This window comes from Blastococcus sp. SYSU D00669 (genome assembly GCF_054050715.1).
On the sequence record NZ_JBJGZV010000032.1, the window covers coordinates 42,867 to 61,843 of the forward strand.

Sequence of the window (18,977 nt, forward strand, 5' to 3'; positions counted from 1 at the left end):
GCCCCTCAGCAGCCGCCGATCGAGATCCCCCGCGCCGTCAGCCACGGCACCGGGTTCACGCGGTTGGCGTAGAGGCCGCCCATGTGCACCTCGAAGTGCAGGTGCGGGCCGGTGGACTGGCCCTTGTTGCCGACCTCGGCGATCTGCTGCCCGGCCGACACCACCTGGCCGGCGCTGACGAAGAACCGGTTGACGTGCCCGTAGAGGGTGATCGACCCGTCGCCGTGCTGCACGTAGACGGCCTGCCCGAAGCCGTTGGCGGCGCCGGCGTGCAGCACCGTCCCGCCCTCGGGCGCGTAGACCGGCGTGCCGATCGGCGCGGCGATGTCGACACCCTGGTGCATCGTCCCCCAGCGCGGCCCGTAGCAGGAGGTCACCCGGCCGACCGTCGGGGGGACGGCGCCGCCGCCGGCCGCCGCGGCGGCGACCGTCTGCGCGGCGGCCTGGGCCGCGGCCTGCTCGGCCGCCTCCCGCTCGGCGAGGTCGGCGTCCGGGTCGCTGGAGCCGGTGGCGGCCAGCAGCGCGATCTCCGCCTCGCGGAGGGCGGCCTCGTGCGCGGCCTTCTCGGCCACCGCGGCGTCGTAGGACTGCTGCGCGGCGGTCAGCCGGGCGGCCGCGGCCTGCTCGGCGGTGGCGGCGTCCCGGGCGAGGGCGTCGCGCTGGGCGACCGCCTCCCGGGCGACCTGGTCGGCCTGCTGCTGCTGGGCCTCCACGACCTCGTGCTCGGCGAGCGTCTCGGCCCGCTCGTCGCTGAGCAGGTCGAGGGTGAGGGCGCGCTGCAGCACCTCCTCGGGACCCCCCTCGCCGAGGAAGACCATGGCCGAGCCCATGGGGTGCTCGCCCATGTAGCTGCGCCGGCCGAGGTCGGCGACGTCCTCGCGGGTCTCGGTGACCGCGGCGGTGGCCGCGGCGAGCTCGGCGGCGGCCGTCTCGGCCGCGGTCTGCGCCTCGGTGAGCGCCGCCTGGGCCTGGATGCTGGCGTCGGAGGCGGCCTCGGCCTCGACGGTGAGCCGCTGCAGCTCCGTCTCGGCGGTCGCCACGAGCGCCGTCAGGCGGGCCACCTCGGCGGCGGCGACGCGGGCGTCGTCCGCCGGTGCGGCCTGGGCGTGGCCGCCCGACAGCAGGACGGCGAGGCTCACGGCGACGGCCACGATCCCGGACTCGGAGGTCCGGGAACGGCGCTTGTTCGTGTTCTGGGCAGGGCTGTGCGGGCGGTGCAGGGTCGCCAAGACCGGCGGGCTCCTTCTTCCTCGCCGCCTACCGGGTTAGCTGACGGGTTCGGGCGGGAAGACGCCCTACCTGCGCACCCCCGTGCGCGCAGGATTCACCCCAGAGGAACCATGGGTCCCCGGTCCGACCCGAGGGTCGGTTCGGCGGGGCCGGCCAGTGCCCAACGGGTTGCTGGGACGTGGTGCAGCCGGACCGCCGGGAACGGTACCCCAGATCACGGCGCGATCACGAACCGAGAGCTCACGCCCCACGAGCCACACCGGGAACCACCCGGAAGACGACGACGCCGCCGGGGCGGGTGCCCCGACGGCGTCGGCGGAAGGGTGGAGCTGAGGGGATTTGAACCCCTGACCCCCTCGATGCGAACGAGGTGCGCTACCGGACTGCGCCACAGCCCCTCGGACGGAAAGACTACCTTCCGCCGGCGGCCCTCCTGCAGGGGCCCGCCGCGAGCTCGCGAGCGGTGGGGGGCAGGAGGGCCCGTTCTCAGCCGTTGACGACCCGGGCCGGGCGGTACTCGTCGATGTCGGCGAAGCCGATGTCGTCGTCGTCCAGGCCCACGACGGCGCTGTTCTGCCAGCCGGCCGGGGCCGCGGTGCGGGCGGCCACGACCCGGCCGGGCCGCAGCGGGTGCACCGGGGCCAGGGGCAGACTGGGGTGCGGCAGCGACGGCAGCGCCTCCTGCACGCCCGTGGGCTGCTCGGCCACGGCCGGCACCGCCGCCGGCCGGCGCTCGCTCGCCCGCGGAGCGGTGGAGGAGAGGAACGCCTCCCGGGCAGCCTGCCGCGCCGCCCGGCGGGCGGCGAGCCGCTCGCGGCGGGCGGTCCGGCGCAGCACCAGCACGTAGCCGACGACGGCGAGGTCGAGCAGCAGCTGCGCCGGCCACACCCAGGCGCTCACCAGCAGCGCACCGGCCAGGCCGAGCAGCGCCAGCGCGACCAGGGCCGCGAGGGTCCGCCGGCGCAGCTTGTGCACGTCCACCTTGAGCTCGCCGGTGGCGTGCAGCGCCTCGCGGTCGATGGCGACCCGCTCGGTGTCGGCGGTGACCACGGGGTCCACCGTGCGCCGCCGCTGCAGCGTGCGGCCGGTCGAGGCCAGCCCACCCCGGGCCGACTGCGAGTCGCCGCGTGTCACCACCATGGGCACCAGCACGACGAACCACAGCACGACCAGAGCGGCCAGCAGCGCGCCCGATCCCATCTGAACACCACCTGTCACACGAGTCACCGGCCTCGGCAGGTTATGCAGGAAGTTCACCCGACGCGGGGAGGCGCGCTGGAGTGTCGCGATGCGTGTCGTGGAACGGGTGTGACGACCGGGTCGGCGTGTCGACATGAGGACCGCGCGCGGGGCGGGTCAGCGTGGTATGCGCTGCCGCCAGCGGGTCAGGACGCCGCCGGGGACGTCCTCGGCGAGCAGCGCGAAGGTCAGGTGGTCGCGCCAGTCGCCGTCGATGTCCAGGTAGCGGCGCAGCAGCCCCTCGCGGGTGAAGCCGAGCCGCTCGACCAGCCGCTGGCTGGGGCCGTTCTCGGGGCGGATGTCGGCCTGCAGCCGGTGCAGGCCGACCGGGCCGAACGCGTGGTCGCACACCAGCGCGACGGCCAGGGAGGCCATCCCCCGGCCGGCCTCCGCGCGGTCGATCCAGTACCCGAGGTGCCCGGAGCGCATCGCGCCGCGGACCACGTTGTCGATCGTCACCTGCCCGGCCAGCCGACCGTCCACCCGGATCGCCCAGGGCAGCGACGTCCCCGCCCGGGCGCGGCGGGCGACGGCGCGGCGCATCACCCGGTAGGCCGCCGGCGTGTGCCGCAGCCGCCACGGCTGGGCTGACGACGGCTCCCACGGCGCGAGCCACTCCTCGTTGGCCAGCCGCAGCCGGCTCCACTCCGCGGCGTCGCGCCGGCGCAGCGGGTGCAGCTCGACGGGCCCGTGGGACAGCGTCGCCGGCCAGCCCGGGTGGAGCAGCGGATCGGTCACGACCGGCGGTCAGCCGCCGAGCAGCAGCGGCATGACGGTGACCAGCCCGCCGGGGGCCACCTCGGTCACGTCCTCATCGACGACGACCAGGCAGTTGGCGCGGGCCATGCGGGCCAGCTGCGCCTCGCTGCCGTCGCCGACCGGCTCGACGACGTAGCCGCCGTCGGGGTGCCGCATGACCGTGCCGTGCAGGTACTGGCGGTAGCCCAGCGGCGAGACCAGCTGCTGGGCCGAGATGGCCTGCACCGTGCGGCGGAAGAGCTGGCGCTTGCCGAGCATGAGGCGGATCGCCGGGCGGACGAACACCTCGAACGACACCAGCGCCGACACCGGGTCGCCCGGCACGCAGATCACCGGCACCGAGTCGCGGCCCAGCCGGCCGAAGCCCTGCACCGGCCCGGGGTGCATCGCGACCGGGGTGAAGGCGGTCGGCCCGAGCTCGGCGAGCACCTGGGGCACGGTGTCGAAACCGTCGCTCGAGAAGGTGCCCGAGACCAGCACCAGGTCGCTGCGCAGCAGCGCGCTCTCCAGCCGCTCGGTCAGCCGCTCGCGGTCGGTGGGCAGGATGCCGCCGCGGTAGGCCTCCGCGCCGGCGTCGCGGGCGGCCGCGGCCAGAGCGTAGGAGTTGACGTCGACGGCCTGCCCCGGGCCGGGGTCGGCGCCGACGTCGACGAGCTCGGCGCCGGCCGAGAGCACGGTGATCCGCGGCCGCGGGCGCACGTGCACGCGGTCGCGGCCGACCGCGGCGAGCAGGCTGATCTGCGCCGGGCCGATCGGGGTGCCGACCTGCACGGCGGAGTCGCCGAGCGCGACGTCGTCCCCCACCTGCCGGACGTAGCTGCCGGCCGGGGGCGCGGCGTGGACGGCGACGCGCACCTCCCCCTGGTCGGTCCAGACCGCCGGGACGACGACGTCGGCCCCGGCGGGCAGCATCGCGCCCGCGTCGACCATCTGCGCCAGGCCGGGGCCGATGGACGACGGCGTGGGGCTTCCGGCGGTGCTCACCCCGACCACGGCCAGCTGGACCGGCGCCTCGAGGGTCGCGTGCGCGACGTCCTGGGCGCGGACGGCGTAGCCGTCGAGGGCGGCCTGGTCGAAGGCGGGCAGCGCGCGCTTGCTGACGACGTCCTCGGCGCAGAGCAGCCCCTGCGCGTCCAGCACCGCGAGCTCGATCGGGTCGACCTGCGGGGCCGCGGAGAGGATCTCCTCGAGGTGCCGCTCGACCGTGCGCACCTGCGGGGTGGCCGGCGCGGGCGGCGGCGACGGCAGGCGGTCCAGCTCGATCTGGGTGGTGTCGCGGGCGGCCCGGCCGTGCCGCGCGAGGGGCTCGCGCACCGCGGTCCCGTGCCGCAGGTCCATCTGCGACGTCTCCCGCTGCGCTCCGGGCCCCCCGCTCGTGCCGTTCTCCGTCATGCCCACGGACCCGATGGTGCCTCCTGTCGCCCGCGCTCAGGCCGGCGACGCGCCATCGGCCGGCAGCTCGGCCACGAACTCGGCGAGCCAGGCGCGCAGCGGCGGGCCCAGGTCGTCGCGCTCGGAGGCCAGCCGGATGACGGCCTTGAGGTAGTCGAGCCGGTCGCCGGTGTCGTACCGCCGCCCGCTGAAGACCACGCCGTGCACCGGCTCGCCGCGCGCGACCAGCGTGGCCAGGGCGTCGGTGAGCTGGATCTCGCCGCCGCGGCCGGGCGCCGTCTCCCGCAGCACGTCGAAGATCTCCGGGGCGAGCACGTAGCGGCCGATGATGGCCAGGCTGCTCGGCGCCTCGTCGACCGGCGGCTTCTCGACCAGCCCGGTGATCCGCACCACCTCGTCGCCGGCGGAGGCGTGCCCGCCGGGCTCGACCGCCACCGCGCCGTACTTGTCGATGTTCTCGCGGCCCACGTCGAGCAGGGCGATGACCGAGCCGCCGTGCTCGGCCTGGACGGCGAGCATCTGCTCGAGCAGGTGGTCGCGGGCGTCGATGAGGTCGTCGCCGAGCAGGACCGCGAACGGCTCGTGCCCGACGAAGGCCGCGCCCTGCAGCACCGCGTGGCCCAGGCCGCGCGCCTCGCCCTGGCGGACGAAGTGCACCTGCGCGACGTCGGTCGACGCGTGGACGGCGCCGAGCCGCTGCTCGTCGCCCTTCTTCTCCAGCGCGGTCTCGAGCTCGGGGACCCGGTCGAAGAAGTCCTCGATCGCGGCCTTGTTGCGGCCGGTGACCATGAGCACCTCGCCGAGCCCGGCCCGCGCCGCCTCCTCGACGATGTACTGCAGCGCCGGGCGGTCGACGACCGGGAGCAGCTCCTTGGGCACCGCCTTGGTGGCCGGCAGGAAGCGGGTACCCAGCCCCGCCACGGGGATGACCGCCTTGCGGGTCGGGCGGGAGCTCGAGGTCGGCATGCAGGGGAGCCTAACTAGGCTTCGGCGGTGACTTCCCCGCACGACCCGGTCGCGGCCAAGGCGGCGCTGCGCGAACGATTCCTCTCCCGCCGCCGCACCCGACCGGCGCCGGAGCGGGCCGCGGCCGCCGCTGCGGTCACCTCGGCGCTGCTGCGCGGGCTGGCCGGCACCCGCACGCTGGCCGCCTTCGTCCCCGACGAGGCCGAGCCCGGCCACGGCCGGCTGCCCGCGGCGTACACCCAGCTCGGGGCGCGGGTGCTGCTGCCGGTCGTGCCGTCGGAGGACGCGGAGCTGGCCTGGGCGGTGGACACCGGCCGGCTGGCGCCGGGGCGGTACGGGCTGCTCGAGCCGCTCGGGCCCCGGCTGGGGACCACCGCGATCGGCGCCGCCGACGTCGTCGTCGTCCCGGCGCTGGCCGTCGACCGGCGGGGCGTGCGGCTGGGCCGCGGGGGCGGCTACTACGACCGGGCGCTGGTGCACGCCCGCCCCGACGCCGTCCTGGTCGCGGTCGTCTTCGACGACGAGTTCACCGACGCGCTGCCCGCCGAGGAGCACGACCGGCGGGTGACCGCCGTCGTCACGCCCGCCGGGGGCTGGCAGGAGCTCACCCAGCAGCCCTGAGGCCTCGCTGGAAAGGTGGTCGCCGACCCACCTCGACGTCGCGGGAGGGACCGTGTCCCCGGAGATCGTCACCATCCTCGCGCTGGTCGTGATCTTCGCGATCGCCTCCTTCCTGCCGATCAACATGGGGGCACTGGCGTTCGTGGCGGCGTTCCTCGTCGGCACCCTGTCGGTGGGGCTGAGCACCGAGGACATCCTCGCCGGCTTCCCCGCCGAGCTGGTGGTGACGCTGATCGGGGTCACCTACCTGTTCGCGATCGCGCAGAACAACGGCACCGTCGACCTGCTGGTGCGGGGTGCGGTGCGCCTGGTCGGCGGCCACGTGGCGGCGATCCCGTGGATCATGTTCTTCGTCACCGCGCTGCTCACCGCGATCGGCGCGCTCTCCCCCGCCGCGGTGGCGATCATCGCCCCGATCGCGCTCACCTTCGCCGCCCGCCACGGGATCAACCCGCTGCTCATGGGCATGATGGTGATCCACGGCGCGCAGGGCGGCGGCTTCTCGCCGATCAGCGTCTACGGCGTCACCGTGAACGAGATCGTCGAGGCCGAGGGGCTCCCGGACTCGTCGGTCGCCGTGTTCCTCGGCAGCCTCTTCTTCAACCTGGCGATCGCGGTCGTGCTCTTCCTCGTGTTCGGCGGCCGCCGGCTGCTGGGCCGCAAGGTGGCGGTCGCGGCGGCGGCCCCGGCGGCCGGGGAGGCGCAGACCACGACGGTGCGCGGGCACGGCGCCGAGCCCGGCCCGGCGGTCGGCGGCGGCGACGACCGGGGCGACCAGGCCCACTACGGCGACGTCGTGCGCGCCCAGCCGGTCACGCTCGACCAGGTCCTCACCCTCATCGGCCTGGCCGCGGTCGCCGTCCTGGCCCTGGTGTTCGACCTGGACATCGGCTTCGTCTCGATCACCGTGGCCACGATCCTGGCGATGTTCGCCGCGGCGCGGCAGAAGGGCGCGGTCAGCCAGATCAGCTGGTCCACCGTGCTGCTCATCGCCGGCGTGCTGACCTACGTGTTCGTGCTGCAGGAGGCCGGCACGATCGACTACATCGGCGAGGCCGTCATCGGCCTGGGCGCTCCGCTGCTCATCGCCCTCCTCCTCTGCTACATCGGAGGGGTGGTGTCGGCCTTCGCGTCGTCGACCGCGATCATCGGTGTCGCCATCGCACTCGCGGTGCCGTTCCTGCAGGAGGGCAGCATCGGCGCCGTGGGCGTGGTGGTCGCCCTGTCGGTGTCCTCGACCATCGTCGACGTCAGTCCCTTCTCGACGAACGGCGCGCTGGTCCTGGCCAACGCGCAGGACGTCGACAAGGACCGCTTCTACAAGCAACTGCTGGCTTACGCCGGGGTGGTCGTCGCCGCCGGACCGTTCCTGGCCTGGCTGGTGTTCGTCGTGGTCCCCAGCTGGTTCTAGACGATCGGAGTCCCTGTGTCCGGACCGCTCGACGGCGTGCTCGTCGTCGACCTCACCCGCGCCCTGGCCGGCCCGCACGCCGCGATGATGCTCGGCGACCTGGGGGCCCGGGTGATCAAGGTGGAGAGCCCGGGCGCGGGCGACGACACCCGCGGGTGGGGGCCGCCGTTCGTGCAGCCGGACTCGGGGGACCGGGAGTCGACGTACTTCCTGGCGGCGAACCGGAACAAGGAGTCGATCACCCTCGACCTCAAGGACGACGGCGACAAGGCGGTGCTCACCGAGCTGCTGCGCCGCGCCGACGTGCTGCTGGAGAACTTCCGCCCCGGTACCCTGGCCCGCCTGGGCTTCGGCACCGACGTGCTCGCCGAGCTCAACCCGCGGCTGGTCACCCTGGCCATCAGCGGGTTCGGTCACGACGGGCCGGAGGGCGGGCGGGCCGGCTACGACCAGATCGCCCAGGGCGAGGGCGGGCTGATGTCGGTGACCGGCCCCTCCCCCGACGACCCGCAGCGCGTGGGCGTGCCGATCGGCGACCTCCTCGCCGGCATGTACGGCGCCTACGGCGTGCTCGCCGCGCTGCTGGAGCGGGAGCGGACCGGCCGCGGCCAGGTGGTGCGCACCTCGCTGCTGGCGGCGATCGTCGGCGTGCACGCCTTCCACGGGACGGCGTGGACGGTGGCCGGCCAGGTCGGCCGCGCGCAGGGCAACCACCACCCGTCGATCGCGCCCTACGGGCTGTTCCACTGCCGGGACGGCAGCGTGCAGGTGGCCTGCGCGAACGAGTCGCTGTGGCGGCGGCTGTGCGCGGAGTTCGGCTTCGACCCCGAGGCGCCGGGCATGGCCACCAACGGCGAACGCGTGGTGAACCGGCCCCAGGTCATCGCCCTCCTGGAGGGCGCGTTCGCGACCATGCCCGCCGAGGAGCTGCTGGAGCGGCTGAACAAGGTGGGCATCCCCGCCGGCAAGGTGCGCACGATCGACGACGTCTACGGCTGGGACCAGACGCAGTCGCAGGGCCTGCTCGTCGACGTCGAGCACGAGACCCTGGGCGCGCTGAGGATCCCCGGTCCTCCCCTGCGCTTCTTCACCCCGGGTCCGGACGGCGAGACCGAGACCACCCGCCGCGACCACCTGCCGCCGCCGGTGCTCGGCTCGTCGAACGAGGCGGTGCGCCGGTGGCTCACCGACGGCGTGCCGCAGCCGGACGAGGACGACGTCGAGGACGGGCACGCCACGTGAGCGAGCGCCCGAAGCGGCTCGACGCCCGCACGCTGCGCGACCTGGTGCTCGACCCCGGCTCGTGGAAGTCGTGGGACGCGCCGGTCCAGCGGCGCGACGTCGACCCCGACTACGCCGCGGAACTGGCCGCGGCGGCGGAGAGGACGCGGCAGGACGAGGCGGTGGTGACCGGCGAGGGCACGCTGCGCGGGCGGCGGGTCGCGGTGATCGCCGGGGAGTTCGGCTTCCTGGCCGGCTCGATCGGGGTGGACGCCGCCGAGCGGCTCATCCGCGGGGTGGAGCGGGCGACCGAGGAGGGGCTGCCGCTGCTGGCCGCGCCGGTGTCGGGCGGCACCCGCATGCAGGAGGGCACGGTGGCGTTCCTGCAGATGATCGGCATCACCGCCGCGATCGCCCGGCACAAGCAGGCCGGGCTGCCCTACCTGGTCTACCTGCGCGACCCCACCTTCGGCGGGGTGCTGGCCTCGTGGGGGTCGCTGGGGCACGTGACCATCGGTGAGCCGGGCGCGGCGATCGGCTTCCTCGGCCCGCGGGTCTACCAGGCCCTGTACGGCGAGCCGTTCCCGGCCGGCGTGCAGACCGCCGAGCACATGGCCGCCCGCGGGCTGCTCGACGCCGTCGTGCCGCACGAGGAGATCGCCGACGTCGCCGACCGGGCGCTGCGGGTGCTGGCCGCTCGGCAGACCTGGCACCTCGACGTCCGCGGCGCCGAGCGACCCACGCCGGAGGACGGCACCGACGCCGACGACCCCGAGGACAACCGCAGCGCCTGGGACGTGGTCACCGCCTCCCGGCGCACCGACCGGCCCGGGGTGCGGCGGCTGCTGCGCACCGCGGCCACCGACGTCGTCGGCCTGTCGGGCACCGGCGCCGGGGAGAAGGACCCCGGCCTGCTGCTGGCGCTGGCCCGCTTCGGCGGGGCGCCGTGCGTGGTGCTCGGCCAGGACCGGCGCGGCCAGTCGCTGTCGGCCCCGCTCGGGCCGGCGGCGCTGCGCGAGGCCCGCCGGGGCATGCACCTGGCCGCCGAGCTGCGGCTGCCGCTGGTCACCCTGATCGACACCCCGGGTGCGGCGCTGTCCCGGGAAGCCGAGGAGGGGGGCCTGGCCGGCGAGATCGCCCGCTGCCTGGAGGACCTGGTGATGCTGCGGGCGCCGACGATCGCGGTGCTGCTCGGGCAGGGCACCGGCGGCGGCGCGCTGGCCCTGGTGCCGGCCGACCGGGTGCTGGCCGCCGCGAACGGCTGGCTGGGCCCGCTGCCGCCGGAGGGCGCCTCGGCGATCGTGCACCGCGACATCGACCACGCCGACGTGATGGCCGCCAAGCAGGGGGTGCGGGCCACCGACCTCTGGCGGGCCGGCATCGTCGACCGGGTCGTGCCCGAGCGCCCCGACGCCGCCGACGAGCCGGGCGAGTTCTGCGGCCGGCTCGGCCGGGTCCTCGGCGAGGAGCTCGCCGGGCTGCTCGGCCGCGACGACACCGAGCGCTTCCGCAGCCGGCTGCACCGCTATCGGCACCTGGGCCGCAGCGGCTAACCGCGCTCCGTCAGCTCGGCGCCGTGCTCGACGCGCAGGCTGTGGTCGGGGTCGAGCCGCTCCAGCACGGTCTCGAGCACCTCGCGCAGGGCCTTGGTCCGGTCCGGCGTCAGGGGGTCGAAGAACGCCGTCCGGACGGCGTCGACGTGCCCCGGCGCGACGCTGCGGACGACGTCCCAGCCGCTCTCGGTGAGCACGGCGACGTTGCCGCGGCCGTCCTCGGCCGACCGCTCGCGGCGCACCCAGCCGCGCTCCTCCAGCCTGGCGACGGTGTGCGAGAGCCGGCTCTGCGACTGGTTGGCGCGGCGCGCGAGGTCGCTCATCCGGCGGCTGCGGCCGGGCGCCTCGGAAAGCATGGCCAGCACGACGTAGGCGGCGTGGGTCAGCCCGGCGTCGCGCTGGAGCTGCGCGTCGAGCACCCGCGGCAGCAGCTCCGAGACGGTCAGCCAGGCCCGCCACGTGCGCTGCTGCTCGTCGTCGAGCCACCGCTGCGTCACGGCGGGAACGGTACCGGGCTGCCGGCCCGCGGTGATCACCGTCATCCGGCGAGCTGCGCGGACGACGCCGCCCCGGGGTCGACGGCCGCGCGCCACGCGGTCGGGCTCACCCCGAACCGCCGGCGGCACCAGCGGGAGAAGGCGCTCGGGGCGGCGAAGCCCAGCTGGTCGGCGATGTCGGCGACGGCGTACCGCGGGTCGTCGAGGTAGCGCTCGGCCAGACCGGCCCGGACGTCGTCGACGATGGCGGCGAAGCTGTCCCCCTGGGCGGCGAGGTGGCGGTGCAGGGTGCGCTTGCTCATGCCGAGGCCGCGGGCGACCTGGGACATCGAGCAGCGGCGCAGCGGGAGCAGGGCGGTGACCAGCTCGCGGACCCGGTCGCCCGGGTCGTGGGCGGCCGGCGGCGGCAGGGTGAGCAGGAACTGGCGGGTGTAGGTGCGCAGGCCGGGATCGGCCGGGTCCGCCAGCGCGTTCGGGGAGTCCAGGTCGGCGGAGTGGAGCACGAGGCCGTCGAACCGCTGCTCGAAGCGCAGGGCTGGGCCTAGCAGCCGCCGGTGCTCGGCCGGGTCGGCGGGGGCCGGGTGCACGAAGCAGACGGCCAAGGGCTGCCACTGCTCCCCGCGCAGCCACCGGAGGCCGTCGAGCAGCGCGGCCACGGCGAGGTCGAGCACCTGGCGCACGGGCACCGGCTCGCCGAGCTCGAACCAGACCTGCACCGTGCCCACGCCGTCCGCCTCGGACAGCCGGATCCGGACGGCCTCGCTGTAGGTGTGCTCGTAGCGCATCAGCAGCTCGAGGGCACTGCGCAGGTCCGGCTCCTCGCGCAGCACGATGCTCAGCGGCCCGATCGTCGAGAGCCGTCGCCACTGCGCGAGCTGGAGACCGAAGTCCTCCCGCCCGGCCGCCACGGCCGACGCGTCCAGCAGCCGGGCCACGGCCGACGCGTTCACCCACCGGTCGGGCGAGGCCAGGTCGGCGGCCTCCAGCCCCGCGCGGGCCAGCAGGGCGTCGACGTCCAGTCCGGTGGACGTCGCCAGCTGCGCGTACCCGTGCAGGACGGCGGAGCGCGAGAGCGGACGCATGAGGGCACCTCGGGGCGGGCTGCGGGAGAGGCTAGCCGGATCCCGACCGCCCGAGGGGGCGTCGAGGCCGGTGGCCCCCGCGGGACGGGAATTCGTCCTCGGCGGTACACCCGCGGCGCGGCGTCGCGGGGAGGCTGGCAGGGAAGAGGCCCGACCCGAGGTGCCACGCCGCGCCCGCTCGGCCCCACCCCGGCCGGGAGACGCAGCCGATCCCAGGCGCCCCGCGGGCACCGCGGTCCGTTCGGACCGGCACGGGTGAGTGGTCGACACGGGCCCGGGAGCACCGGGGCCGGGCCCGTCGCCACCACTCGAGGAGGAGCCATGAGCGATCGCGTCACGTGGGAGCCCTGTCCCCGGTGCGGCGGGACCGCCGCCGTGGGCTGGGCGCCCGACACCGGGGACGCCGCCGGACCGGCCAGCGAGGTCCCCGTCGAGTTCGACTGCACCAGTGGCTGCAGCGTGACCCCGGCCGAGCTGCGGCTGCTCGCGCGGCGCCACGAGCCGTGACGCGACCGAGCTGTCGGCCGGGTGACCGACGTCGTCAGCGGCTCGCCGTCACCGCGCAGAGCGCGGCGGCGGGTGGGCCGATCCGCTCGGGCTGGTGCGGCTGCAGGCCCGCCTCGCGCAGCTGACCGAGCAGCACGTCGACGGCCGGCAGCTCCATGCGCTGCTCCTGCGCCCGCAGCAGCAGGTCGAGGTGCCGGCTGAACAGCTGCGGCCCCGCCACGGTGGTGACGACCACGAGGGCACCGCCGGGTGCGAGCAGGCGGGCGACCGCGCGCAGCAGCCCCACCCGCTCGTCGACCGGCACGTAGTAGATGACGTTGGCCAGCAGGGCCAGGTCGATGCCGTCGGTGAGGGCGCCCGGGCGACCGGCGGCGAGCGCCTTCCGGATGTCGACCACCTCGACGCCGGCCCGGTCGGCCAGACCTCGCTCGCTCAGCGTGCGCCGGGCCAGTGCCGCGGCGTCGGGGTCGACGTCCACGCCGACGCCGGTGGCGTCGGGAGCCGCCTCGAGGACCACCGCCAGGTACAGGCCGGCACCGCACCCGATGTCGAGCACCCGGCGCGGCCGACGCTCGGTGACCGTGCGGACCAGATGGTGGCGGACCAGCGGGTACATCGCGGTGGAGATCCGGGCGATCACCTCGCCGTGCTCCGCGGTGTCGCGCCGCCCCGGGCCACCGCGCAGCAGCGCCGGCAGACCCCGGTAGAGCTCGGTGTGGTAACCGCCGAAGCCCTCGTACGACGCGCGCACCACGTCGTCGTCGACGACCGCGCGGCCGAACCGGGTGAGCCGCCACGGGTCCGCTCCGGCGATCAGCCCCGCGGCAGCGAGCACGCGGAGATAGGCGGCCAGCAGGTCGTGGTCGACCACGTCCAGGCGTGCGGCCAGCTGCTCGGTGCCGGCCGGGCCCTCGCCGAGAGCGTCGAGCAGGCCCAGGTCGAGCGCGGCGGCGATCTGCTGCACCCGAACGCCGGTCAGACCCGCTCGCGCGGCGCGCAGCCGCGCAGGGAGGTTCCCGCTGCGCAGCACCTCGGCCAGCAGCGCCGGCGTGGGCATCCTCGCCATCGGGCACCCCCTCGGCCGGAGAGCGCGACGGTAGCGCACCTCGAACGCGCGGACGGCCGACACGTGCGCCCGAGGAGCTGGCCCAGGCCCGGGCACCGATCGAGCGCGCCACGCCCGCGCGCGTGATCCTCGCCGCCGGTGTGTGGACGCGGTGGGCGAGACAGCGCATGATTAGCAGTCGACAGGGCCGAGTGCCAATCCGGCTCACCCGACGAGGAGCGCAACCGCCGTGCCCACGTACCAGTACGTCTGCACCAACCCCGACGGCAAGCACGAGTTCGAGCTCGTGCAGTCGTTCACCGACGAGCCGGCGCAGGAGTGCCCGGTCTGCGGCAGCACGGTGCGCAAGGTCTACGGCTCGGTGGGCGTGGTGTTCAAGGGCTCCGGCTTCTACCGCACCGACAGCCGCGCCGGCAGCGGCAACGGCTCCTCCTCGTCGAGCAGCTCGTCGTCCGACGGCGGCTCGTCCTCCCCGTCGTCGTCGTCGAAGGACTCGTCCCCGTCATCCAGCTCCTCCTCGGGCGGCACGGCGAAGGCCGCCGCCGGCTGAGGTCGCCGCAGACCTCCCTCCCGGGCCCGCGCGCTGTCCACAGCCGCGGGCCCGGTCCACAACCCGGCGGCGGACGCCGGTCGACACCCGCCCGCGAGGAACGCTGCGGGGGTGCTGCGTCTCCGCCGTCCCCGCTCCCCCGTCGTCGCGCTGCGCCGCCTGGCCGCGGCGTTGCTGGCTGCGACCGCTCTGGTCCTCGCCCTCCGTCCACCCCCGCCGGCAGCGGCCGACGGCCCACGGCCGGCGCCCGTGGTCGTGGCCGCGGCCGACCTGCCGTCGGGTGCCGTGCTCCGCAGCACCGACCTGGCGGTCGCCCGGCTGCCGGCCGGGGCCGTGCCCCGGGGCGCGGTGGCCGACCCGCGGGAGCTCGCCGGCCGGCGGCTGGCCGGCGGGGTGCGGACCGGTGAACCGCTGACCGACGTGCGGCTCGTCGGGCCGGGGCTCACCGCCGGGCTGCCCGCCGGCCAGGTCGCGGCACCGGTGCGGCTCGCCGACCTGGCGGTGGCCGGGCTCGTCCGCACCGGCGACCGCGTCGACGTCCTCGCCACCGCACCCGACGCCGCGACGGCCGAGGTCGTCGCGGCGGCCGCGCTCGTGCTCGCGGCTCCGGCCCCCGCCCCGGAGGCGGACGAGGACGCCGGGCTGCTGGTGCTCGCCGTGGACGCGGCGACGGCGGCCCGCCTGGCCGCGGTGGCCACGTCGGCCACGCTGACCGTCAGCCTGCCGCCACCGTGACGCACCCCCGGTTTGGCGTGTCCGGGGCGGCTGTGCGTGGATACCCGGGTGCTTCGAGGCTTCAAGGACTTCCTGCTCCGCGGCAACGTCGTCGACCTGGCGGTCGCGGTCGTCATCGGTGCCGCCTTCACCGCCGTCGTCACCGCGTTCACCGACTCGTTCCTGACCCCGCTGATCGCGCTGGTCGGCGGCGGCGGAGAGTTCGGCGGCACGTTCACCGTGAACGGGCAGACCTTCACCTACGGCGCGTTCATCAGCCAGGTGATCACGTTCGTGCTGACCGCCGCGATCGTCTACTTCGTCGTCGTGGTGCCGATGAAGCGGATCATCGAGCGGCGGCAGCGCGGCGACGAGCCGGGCCCGGTCGCGCCCACGGAGGTGGAGCTGCTCGTGGAGATCCGCGACCTGCTGCGCGCGCAGCAGGGCCTGGAGCCCGGCCTCGACCCGTCCGGCGCCGGCACCACCACGCTGCCCGGTCGGCTGTAGGGGCTAGTCGCTGCCCCAGTGCGGAGGGCGGTCCTCCAGGTAGCGGCGGTCGTCGTCGCCGGGGTCGCGCGGCCGCTCGCCCCAGCCGACGTCGCTGTCGTCGGGGGCGCGCTCCGGCCGGGGCGGTGCCGAGGACGGCGGCGCGAGCGGCTGCCCCAGGCCGTCGAGCACCTGGGCGGTCGGCAGCCCGGCCAGCACGGCGCCCGGGACGGCGAGCTTGCTGCCGCGGGTCCCGGAGCCGACCACCACCAGCTCGGCGGCGGCGACAGCCGCGTCGACCAGCACGGGCCAGCTCGCCGGCAGCCCGATCGGTGTGATGCCGCCGTAGGCCATCCCGCTCTCGGCGACGGCGACGTCCTGCGGCGCGAACGAGGCCTTGCGCGCGTCCAGGTGCCGGCGCACCAGACCGTTGACGTCGGCGCGGGTCGTCGCGAGCACGACGCAGGCGGCCAGCGTGGTCACGCCCGCCCGCCGAGCCGCCACGACGACGCAGTTCGCCGAGGCCTCGGGCGGCACCCCGTAGGCGTCGGTGAAGGCGGCGGTGTCGGCCAGCGCGTCGTCGATCGCGGCCACCCAGACCGGGCCGCCCACCCGCGGCAGCGCGGCGGCCACCGGCTGCCCGAGCAGGTCGGTCCGCTCGGCGGCCGGGTGCCAGGTCAGCGTGCCCAGCGTCGGCGCGGTCACGGGGCGGGCGAGGGTCGCGGAGCGCGGGACATGCTGCGATCGTGCGGCACCGGCGCGGGCGGCCGTCGGCCGGGGTGGCCGGATCGCTGCGCCCCGGGTCCGGGATCCGGCTGTCGCGAACCGGCTGGTGGGCGTGAGGATGGGCGCATGATCGGCCAGTTGCACTCCGTCGTCATCGACACACCGGACCCGTACGCGCTCGCCACCTTCTACGCCGAGCTGCTGGGGATGGAGATCAAGGGCTCGCCGGGCGACGACTGGGTCGTCGCCACCGGCGCGGGGCACCGCCTGGCCTTCCAGGAGGCGCCGGACCTGGAGCCCCCGGACTGGCCCGATCCCGAGCGCCCGCAGCAGTTCCACCTCGACGTCTACGTGCGCGACGTCGACGAGGCCGAGCCGGAGGTGCTGGCGCTCGGTGCCCGCCGGCTCCCGGGTGGCGGCGGCGACTTCCGCGTCTACGCCGATCCGGTCGGGCACCCCTTCTGCCTGGTGTGGGACGCGTGAGCGCCGAGCTGCCGTCGGTCGACCTCTCCGCGGCGAGCCGGTTCGTCGCGGCGTCGGGGTTCGAGGTCACCGGGATCTCGGGCGCGGAGGTGACCGGCTTCGTCGACCTGGGCCCCGACCAGCACACCCCGTGGGGCGTGGTGCACGGCGGCGTCTACTGCACGGTCATCGAGTCGGCGGCCAGCATCGGCGCGAGCGCGGCGGTGCTCGACCGCGGCCAGTTCGCGGTGGGGGTGAACAACCAGACCGACTTCCTCCGGCCGATGAGCACCGGGCGGGTCGACGTCCGCGCCGAGCCGATCCAGCAGGGCCGCACGCTGCAGCTGTGGCTGGTCACCCTGACCCGCGCGGACGACGGCAAGCTCGTCGCCCGCGGCCAGGTCCGCCTGCAGAACGTGCCGCTGCCCGGCGCGTGAGGCCGCCGGTCGCGCGGGTCGCCGCGGCGCTGTCGGCGGCCCGCGCGGTCGCGGCCGCGCACGGTCTGCGCACCGACGACGCGCGGGTGCTGCACGACGGCGCCAACGTCGTCGTCGACCTCGCCCCCGCGCCGGTCGTGGCGCGGGTGGCGACCCTGACCGCGGTGGTGCGGCCGGACGTCGGCGTGCCGTTCGGCCGCGAGGTCGCGCTCGCCACCGCGCTCGACGCGGCGGGTGCGGCCGTGGTCCCGCCGAGCGACGTCCTCCCGCCCGGACCGCACCGGCACGCGGGCTCGGTGCTGTCCTTCTGGACCCGGGTCGAGGTGCTCCCCGACCGGCCGGGCCCGCGGGAGGCGGGCGGGGCGCTCGCGCGGCTGCACGAGGTGCTGGGCGCGCTGCCCGTGCCGGCGACACCGCCGCTGGACACCCCGCTCGACGACCTGGCCGCGTTCGCCGCCCGCGGCGCCCGGTGGCGGGTGCCGGCGCCGCTGCTCGACCGGCTCGCCGCCCGGCTGGCCGAGCTGCGGCCCCGGCTCGTGGGCAGCGTCCGGCAGCTGCACGGCGACCCGCACCCCGGGAACCTGCTCGCCACCGCGATCGGCTGGCGGTGGGCCGACCTCGAGGACACCTGCGCCGGCCCGCTGGAGTGGGACCTCGCCTGCCTGCGCAGCACCCGCCGGCTCGACGGCCGCGCCGCGCTCGACGCCTTCCCCGGGGCCCCGTCGGACGCCGCGCTCGCCCCGTGGCTGGAGCTGCGCCGGCTGCACGCCGCCGTCTGGGGCGTCGTCATCGACGCCGAGCACGGGCGGTCCCCCGCGCGCGACGGCCTGGAGGCCGCGCTCGCCGGCCGGTCAGCCCGGTAGGGACGCGGGGTCGAGGACGACGGAGAACAGCGCCCGCGGGTCCTGCAGGGTCGCCGGCGGGCGGGCGGCGGCCCGCGGGACGACGCGGTCCCAGCGGGCCGGCCGCCGGTGCGGCAGCAGCTCGCGCCCCTGGAACAGGTACTCCCCCACGACCTCGCCCACCAGCAGCCCGGCACCGCCCTCGACGGGCAGCCCGACCGGGTCGCCCGGGCGCAGCTCGTCCAGGAACGCGGACAGCTGGCGCAGGTCCTTGGCCGGCCGCCGGCCGGACAGCTCCTTGGACAGCGCGCGCAGCTCGGCCGGCGCCAGGCCGGTCGCGTCGACGTCGACCCCCGACTGCGTGCCCAGCCCGACGACGCCGGCGGCCAGGCAGGCGCCGAGCTCGGCGTGCGAGCGCGGCCGCACCACCCACACCCGCACGCCGTCGGGCTCGGGCGCGGGCGGGACGTCGTCGGCCTCGGGCCAGACGTAGGGCAGGTCGTCGGGCTCCGGGCCGAACCGCTCGGTGAACCGCGGCCGGTAGAACTCCGGCTCCTTGGCCAGCAGGTTCGAGCGGTGCGACAGGTGCAGCGCCTCGTCGCCCACCCAGGACGGCAGCAGGCCCTCGGCCGCCAGCTCCGCCTGGGGGCGGCCGGCGATCTCCGGCGCGAACTCGGTGATGAGCGTCTGGGTGCTGTCGGCGAAGCCGCGCTCCCGCCAGACCCGCACCATCGCCAGGCCGTAGGCGACCAGGGCCGGCGTGCGGCCGCGCCACATCCTCACCACCGGGTGGGTGGCCCAGCCGTAGTCCGGCAGCTCCAGCGCGCGCAGCACCTGCAGGGTCTCGACGCGCTGCTTGCCCAGCCGGGGCGAGTCGAGCAGCCGGGCGCTCTCCTCGAAGTCGGCCACCGGCAGGAAGGTCTGCATCGCGGTCCATCCTGACCGAGCGACCGGCGGCCTGCCGGGTCAGCCGCCGTCGAGGTCGCGCAGGGCGGTCTCCCACCGCCGGCGCCGCGCGGCGTCGTCCTGCTCCCACCAGGCCGGCCCGCGCTCGCCGAGCCCGGTCTTGGCCAGCTGCACGCGGGCGCGGGCGGCGGCCACCGCGGCGTCGTCCCCGGCCCGGGGGGGGGGGGGGGGGGGGGGGGGGGGGGGGGGGGGGGGGGGGGGGGGGGGGGGGCGGGTGGGGGGGGGGGGGGGTGGGGTGGGGCCCCCCCGA

22 protein-coding genes, 1 tRNA gene and 1 riboswitch are annotated in these 18,977 nt (G+C 76.3%); of the genes, 11 read left to right on the plus strand and 12 right to left on the minus strand.

Annotated features, from left to right (window positions below; genetic code table 11):
• Positions 1 to 5: 5 nt before the first annotated feature.
• The 6 genes from ACI8AF_RS20150 to ACI8AF_RS20175 all read right to left on the minus strand — a co-directional run bounded on the left by ACI8AF_RS20150 (position 6) and on the right by ACI8AF_RS20175 (position 5,586).
• The gene (locus ACI8AF_RS20150; protein WP_456541529.1) at positions 6 to 1,229 is read right to left on the minus strand and encodes a M23 family metallopeptidase; all 1,224 of its coding nucleotides are present in this window, start codon (positions 1,227 to 1,229) and stop codon (positions 6 to 8) included.
• A gap of 11 nt (positions 1,230 to 1,240) precedes the next feature.
• Positions 1,241 to 1,386, minus strand: a riboswitch (cyclic di-AMP (ydaO/yuaA leader).
• Positions 1,387 to 1,554: 168 nt separating this feature from the next.
• Positions 1,555 to 1,628, minus strand: a tRNA-Ala gene (locus tag ACI8AF_RS20155).
• Positions 1,629 to 1,716: 88 nt separating this feature from the next.
• Positions 1,717 to 2,430 carry a hypothetical protein gene (locus tag ACI8AF_RS20160; RefSeq protein WP_456541530.1) on the minus strand — a complete coding sequence of 238 codons (714 nt, stop codon included), beginning with the start codon at positions 2,428 to 2,430 and terminating at the stop codon, positions 1,717 to 1,719.
• A gap of 156 nt (positions 2,431 to 2,586) precedes the next feature.
• A complete protein-coding gene (locus ACI8AF_RS20165; protein ID WP_456541531.1) occupies positions 2,587 to 3,207 on the minus strand; it encodes a GNAT family N-acetyltransferase in 621 nt (206 codons plus the stop codon).
• A gap of 9 nt (positions 3,208 to 3,216) precedes the next feature.
• Positions 3,217 to 4,620 (minus strand): molybdotransferase-like divisome protein Glp, encoded by a 1,404-nt coding sequence (glp, locus tag ACI8AF_RS20170; protein WP_456541550.1) that lies wholly within the window; start codon positions 4,618 to 4,620, stop codon positions 3,217 to 3,219.
• 36 nt (positions 4,621 to 4,656) lie between these two features.
• Positions 4,657 to 5,586 (minus strand): UTP--glucose-1-phosphate uridylyltransferase, encoded by a 930-nt coding sequence (locus ACI8AF_RS20175; RefSeq protein WP_456541532.1) that lies wholly within the window; start codon positions 5,584 to 5,586, stop codon positions 4,657 to 4,659.
• 27 nt (positions 5,587 to 5,613) lie between these two features.
• On the opposite strand from ACI8AF_RS20175, the gene ACI8AF_RS20180 reads away from it, so the two are divergent.
• From ACI8AF_RS20180 to ACI8AF_RS20195, 4 genes are read left to right on the plus strand one after another with little or no spacing between them, the layout of a single operon-like run.
• Positions 5,614 to 6,207: a 5-formyltetrahydrofolate cyclo-ligase gene (locus ACI8AF_RS20180; protein ID WP_456541533.1), complete on the plus strand. Its 594-nt coding sequence runs from the start codon at positions 5,614 to 5,616 to the stop codon at positions 6,205 to 6,207.
• Positions 6,208 to 6,259: 52 nt separating this feature from the next.
• Positions 6,260 to 7,618: an SLC13 family permease gene (locus ACI8AF_RS20185; RefSeq protein WP_456541534.1), complete on the plus strand. Its 1,359-nt coding sequence runs from the start codon at positions 6,260 to 6,262 to the stop codon at positions 7,616 to 7,618.
• A 15-nt stretch (positions 7,619 to 7,633) separates the two neighbouring features.
• Entirely contained in the window at positions 7,634 to 8,860 is a 1,227-nt protein-coding gene (locus tag ACI8AF_RS20190) for a CaiB/BaiF CoA transferase family protein (RefSeq protein ID WP_456541535.1), read from the plus strand.
• Positions 8,857 to 10,392 carry a carboxyl transferase domain-containing protein gene (locus tag ACI8AF_RS20195; RefSeq protein WP_456541536.1) on the plus strand — a complete coding sequence of 512 codons (1,536 nt, stop codon included), beginning with the start codon at positions 8,857 to 8,859 and terminating at the stop codon, positions 10,390 to 10,392. Before ACI8AF_RS20190 ends, ACI8AF_RS20195 begins: the two co-directional genes overlap by 4 nt.
• Here the strand turns inward: ACI8AF_RS20195 and ACI8AF_RS20200 are convergent.
• Complete coding sequence (locus tag ACI8AF_RS20200; RefSeq protein WP_456541537.1) at positions 10,389 to 10,889, minus strand: MarR family winged helix-turn-helix transcriptional regulator; 501 nt, start codon at positions 10,887 to 10,889, stop codon at positions 10,389 to 10,391. The genes ACI8AF_RS20195 and ACI8AF_RS20200 overlap by 4 nt on opposite strands.
• A 41-nt stretch (positions 10,890 to 10,930) precedes the next feature.
• Positions 10,931 to 11,971, minus strand: a complete 1,041-nt coding sequence (locus tag ACI8AF_RS20205) for an AraC family transcriptional regulator (protein ID WP_456541538.1) — start codon at positions 11,969 to 11,971, stop codon at positions 10,931 to 10,933.
• Between the two features lie 321 nt (positions 11,972 to 12,292).
• On the opposite strand from ACI8AF_RS20205, the gene ACI8AF_RS20210 reads away from it, so the two are divergent.
• The gene (locus ACI8AF_RS20210) at positions 12,293 to 12,478 is read left to right on the plus strand and encodes a hypothetical protein (protein ID WP_456541539.1); all 186 of its coding nucleotides are present in this window, start codon (positions 12,293 to 12,295) and stop codon (positions 12,476 to 12,478) included.
• Between the two features lie 34 nt (positions 12,479 to 12,512).
• Here the strand turns inward: ACI8AF_RS20210 and ACI8AF_RS20215 are convergent, their stop codons facing one another.
• Entirely contained in the window at positions 12,513 to 13,544 is a 1,032-nt protein-coding gene (locus ACI8AF_RS20215) for a class I SAM-dependent methyltransferase (RefSeq protein WP_456541540.1), read from the minus strand.
• Between the two features lie 229 nt (positions 13,545 to 13,773).
• Between ACI8AF_RS20215 and ACI8AF_RS20220 the strand changes: the two genes are divergently transcribed.
• From ACI8AF_RS20220 to mscL, 3 genes are all read left to right on the plus strand, one after another.
• A complete protein-coding gene (locus tag ACI8AF_RS20220; protein WP_456541541.1) occupies positions 13,774 to 14,094 on the plus strand; it encodes an FmdB family zinc ribbon protein in 321 nt (106 codons plus the stop codon).
• A 111-nt stretch (positions 14,095 to 14,205) separates the two neighbouring features.
• Positions 14,206 to 14,829, plus strand: coding sequence for a Flp pilus assembly protein CpaB (cpaB, locus tag ACI8AF_RS20225; protein ID WP_456541542.1), 624 nt, complete (start codon positions 14,206 to 14,208; stop codon positions 14,827 to 14,829).
• A gap of 48 nt (positions 14,830 to 14,877) precedes the next feature.
• Positions 14,878 to 15,315 (plus strand): large conductance mechanosensitive channel protein MscL, encoded by a 438-nt coding sequence (gene mscL, locus ACI8AF_RS20230; protein ID WP_456541543.1) that lies wholly within the window; start codon positions 14,878 to 14,880, stop codon positions 15,313 to 15,315.
• A gap of 3 nt (positions 15,316 to 15,318) precedes the next feature.
• Here the strand turns inward: mscL and ACI8AF_RS20235 are convergent, their stop codons facing one another.
• On the minus strand, positions 15,319 to 15,999 hold the full coding sequence (locus ACI8AF_RS20235) for a YbaK/EbsC family protein (RefSeq protein WP_456541544.1): 681 nt from the start codon (positions 15,997 to 15,999) through the stop codon (positions 15,319 to 15,321).
• Positions 16,000 to 16,146: 147 nt separating this feature from the next.
• Between ACI8AF_RS20235 and ACI8AF_RS20240 the strand changes: the two genes are divergently transcribed.
• Genes ACI8AF_RS20240 through ACI8AF_RS20250 form a run of 3 tightly spaced genes read left to right on the plus strand, consistent with a single transcriptional unit; the run spans position 16,147 to position 17,782 of the window.
• The gene (locus ACI8AF_RS20240) at positions 16,147 to 16,503 is read left to right on the plus strand and encodes a VOC family protein (protein WP_456541545.1); all 357 of its coding nucleotides are present in this window, start codon (positions 16,147 to 16,149) and stop codon (positions 16,501 to 16,503) included.
• Complete coding sequence (locus ACI8AF_RS20245; protein WP_456541546.1) at positions 16,500 to 16,919, plus strand: PaaI family thioesterase; 420 nt, start codon at positions 16,500 to 16,502, stop codon at positions 16,917 to 16,919. The genes ACI8AF_RS20240 and ACI8AF_RS20245 overlap by 4 nt, the downstream gene beginning before the upstream one ends.
• Positions 16,916 to 17,782, plus strand: a complete 867-nt coding sequence (locus ACI8AF_RS20250) for a phosphotransferase family protein (RefSeq protein ID WP_456541547.1) — start codon at positions 16,916 to 16,918, stop codon at positions 17,780 to 17,782. Before ACI8AF_RS20245 ends, ACI8AF_RS20250 begins: the two co-directional genes overlap by 4 nt.
• On the opposite strand, the gene ACI8AF_RS20255 is transcribed toward ACI8AF_RS20250, so the two are convergent.
• Both ACI8AF_RS20255 and ACI8AF_RS20260 read right to left on the minus strand, forming a co-directional pair.
• On the minus strand, positions 17,771 to 18,688 hold the full coding sequence (locus tag ACI8AF_RS20255) for an MSMEG_6728 family protein (RefSeq protein ID WP_456541548.1): 918 nt from the start codon (positions 18,686 to 18,688) through the stop codon (positions 17,771 to 17,773). The genes ACI8AF_RS20250 and ACI8AF_RS20255 overlap by 12 nt on opposite strands.
• 39 nt (positions 18,689 to 18,727) lie before the next feature.
• A complete protein-coding gene (locus ACI8AF_RS20260; RefSeq protein ID WP_456541549.1) occupies positions 18,728 to 18,862 on the minus strand; it encodes a hypothetical protein in 135 nt (44 codons plus the stop codon).
• Positions 18,863 to 18,977 lie beyond the last annotated feature (115 nt).

Coding starts and splice junctions, on each gene's coding strand:
- ACI8AF_RS20160 (WP_456541530.1), bottom strand. CDS start 2,430: ATGGGATCGGGCGCGCTGCTGGCCGCTCTGGTCGTGCTGTGGTTCGTC.
- glp (WP_456541550.1), bottom strand. CDS start 4,620: ATGACGGAGAACGGCACGAGCGGGGGGCCCGGAGCGCAGCGGGAGACG.
- ACI8AF_RS20175 (WP_456541532.1), bottom strand. CDS start 5,586: ATGCCGACCTCGAGCTCCCGCCCGACCCGCAAGGCGGTCATCCCCGTG.
- ACI8AF_RS20205 (WP_456541538.1), bottom strand. CDS start 11,971: ATGCGTCCGCTCTCGCGCTCCGCCGTCCTGCACGGGTACGCGCAGCTG.
- ACI8AF_RS20210 (WP_456541539.1), top strand. CDS start 12,293: ATGAGCGATCGCGTCACGTGGGAGCCCTGTCCCCGGTGCGGCGGGACC.
- ACI8AF_RS20215 (WP_456541540.1), bottom strand. CDS start 13,544: ATGGCGAGGATGCCCACGCCGGCGCTGCTGGCCGAGGTGCTGCGCAGC.
- ACI8AF_RS20240 (WP_456541545.1), top strand. CDS start 16,147: ATGATCGGCCAGTTGCACTCCGTCGTCATCGACACACCGGACCCGTAC.
- ACI8AF_RS20255 (WP_456541548.1), bottom strand. CDS start 18,688: ATGCAGACCTTCCTGCCGGTGGCCGACTTCGAGGAGAGCGCCCGGCTG.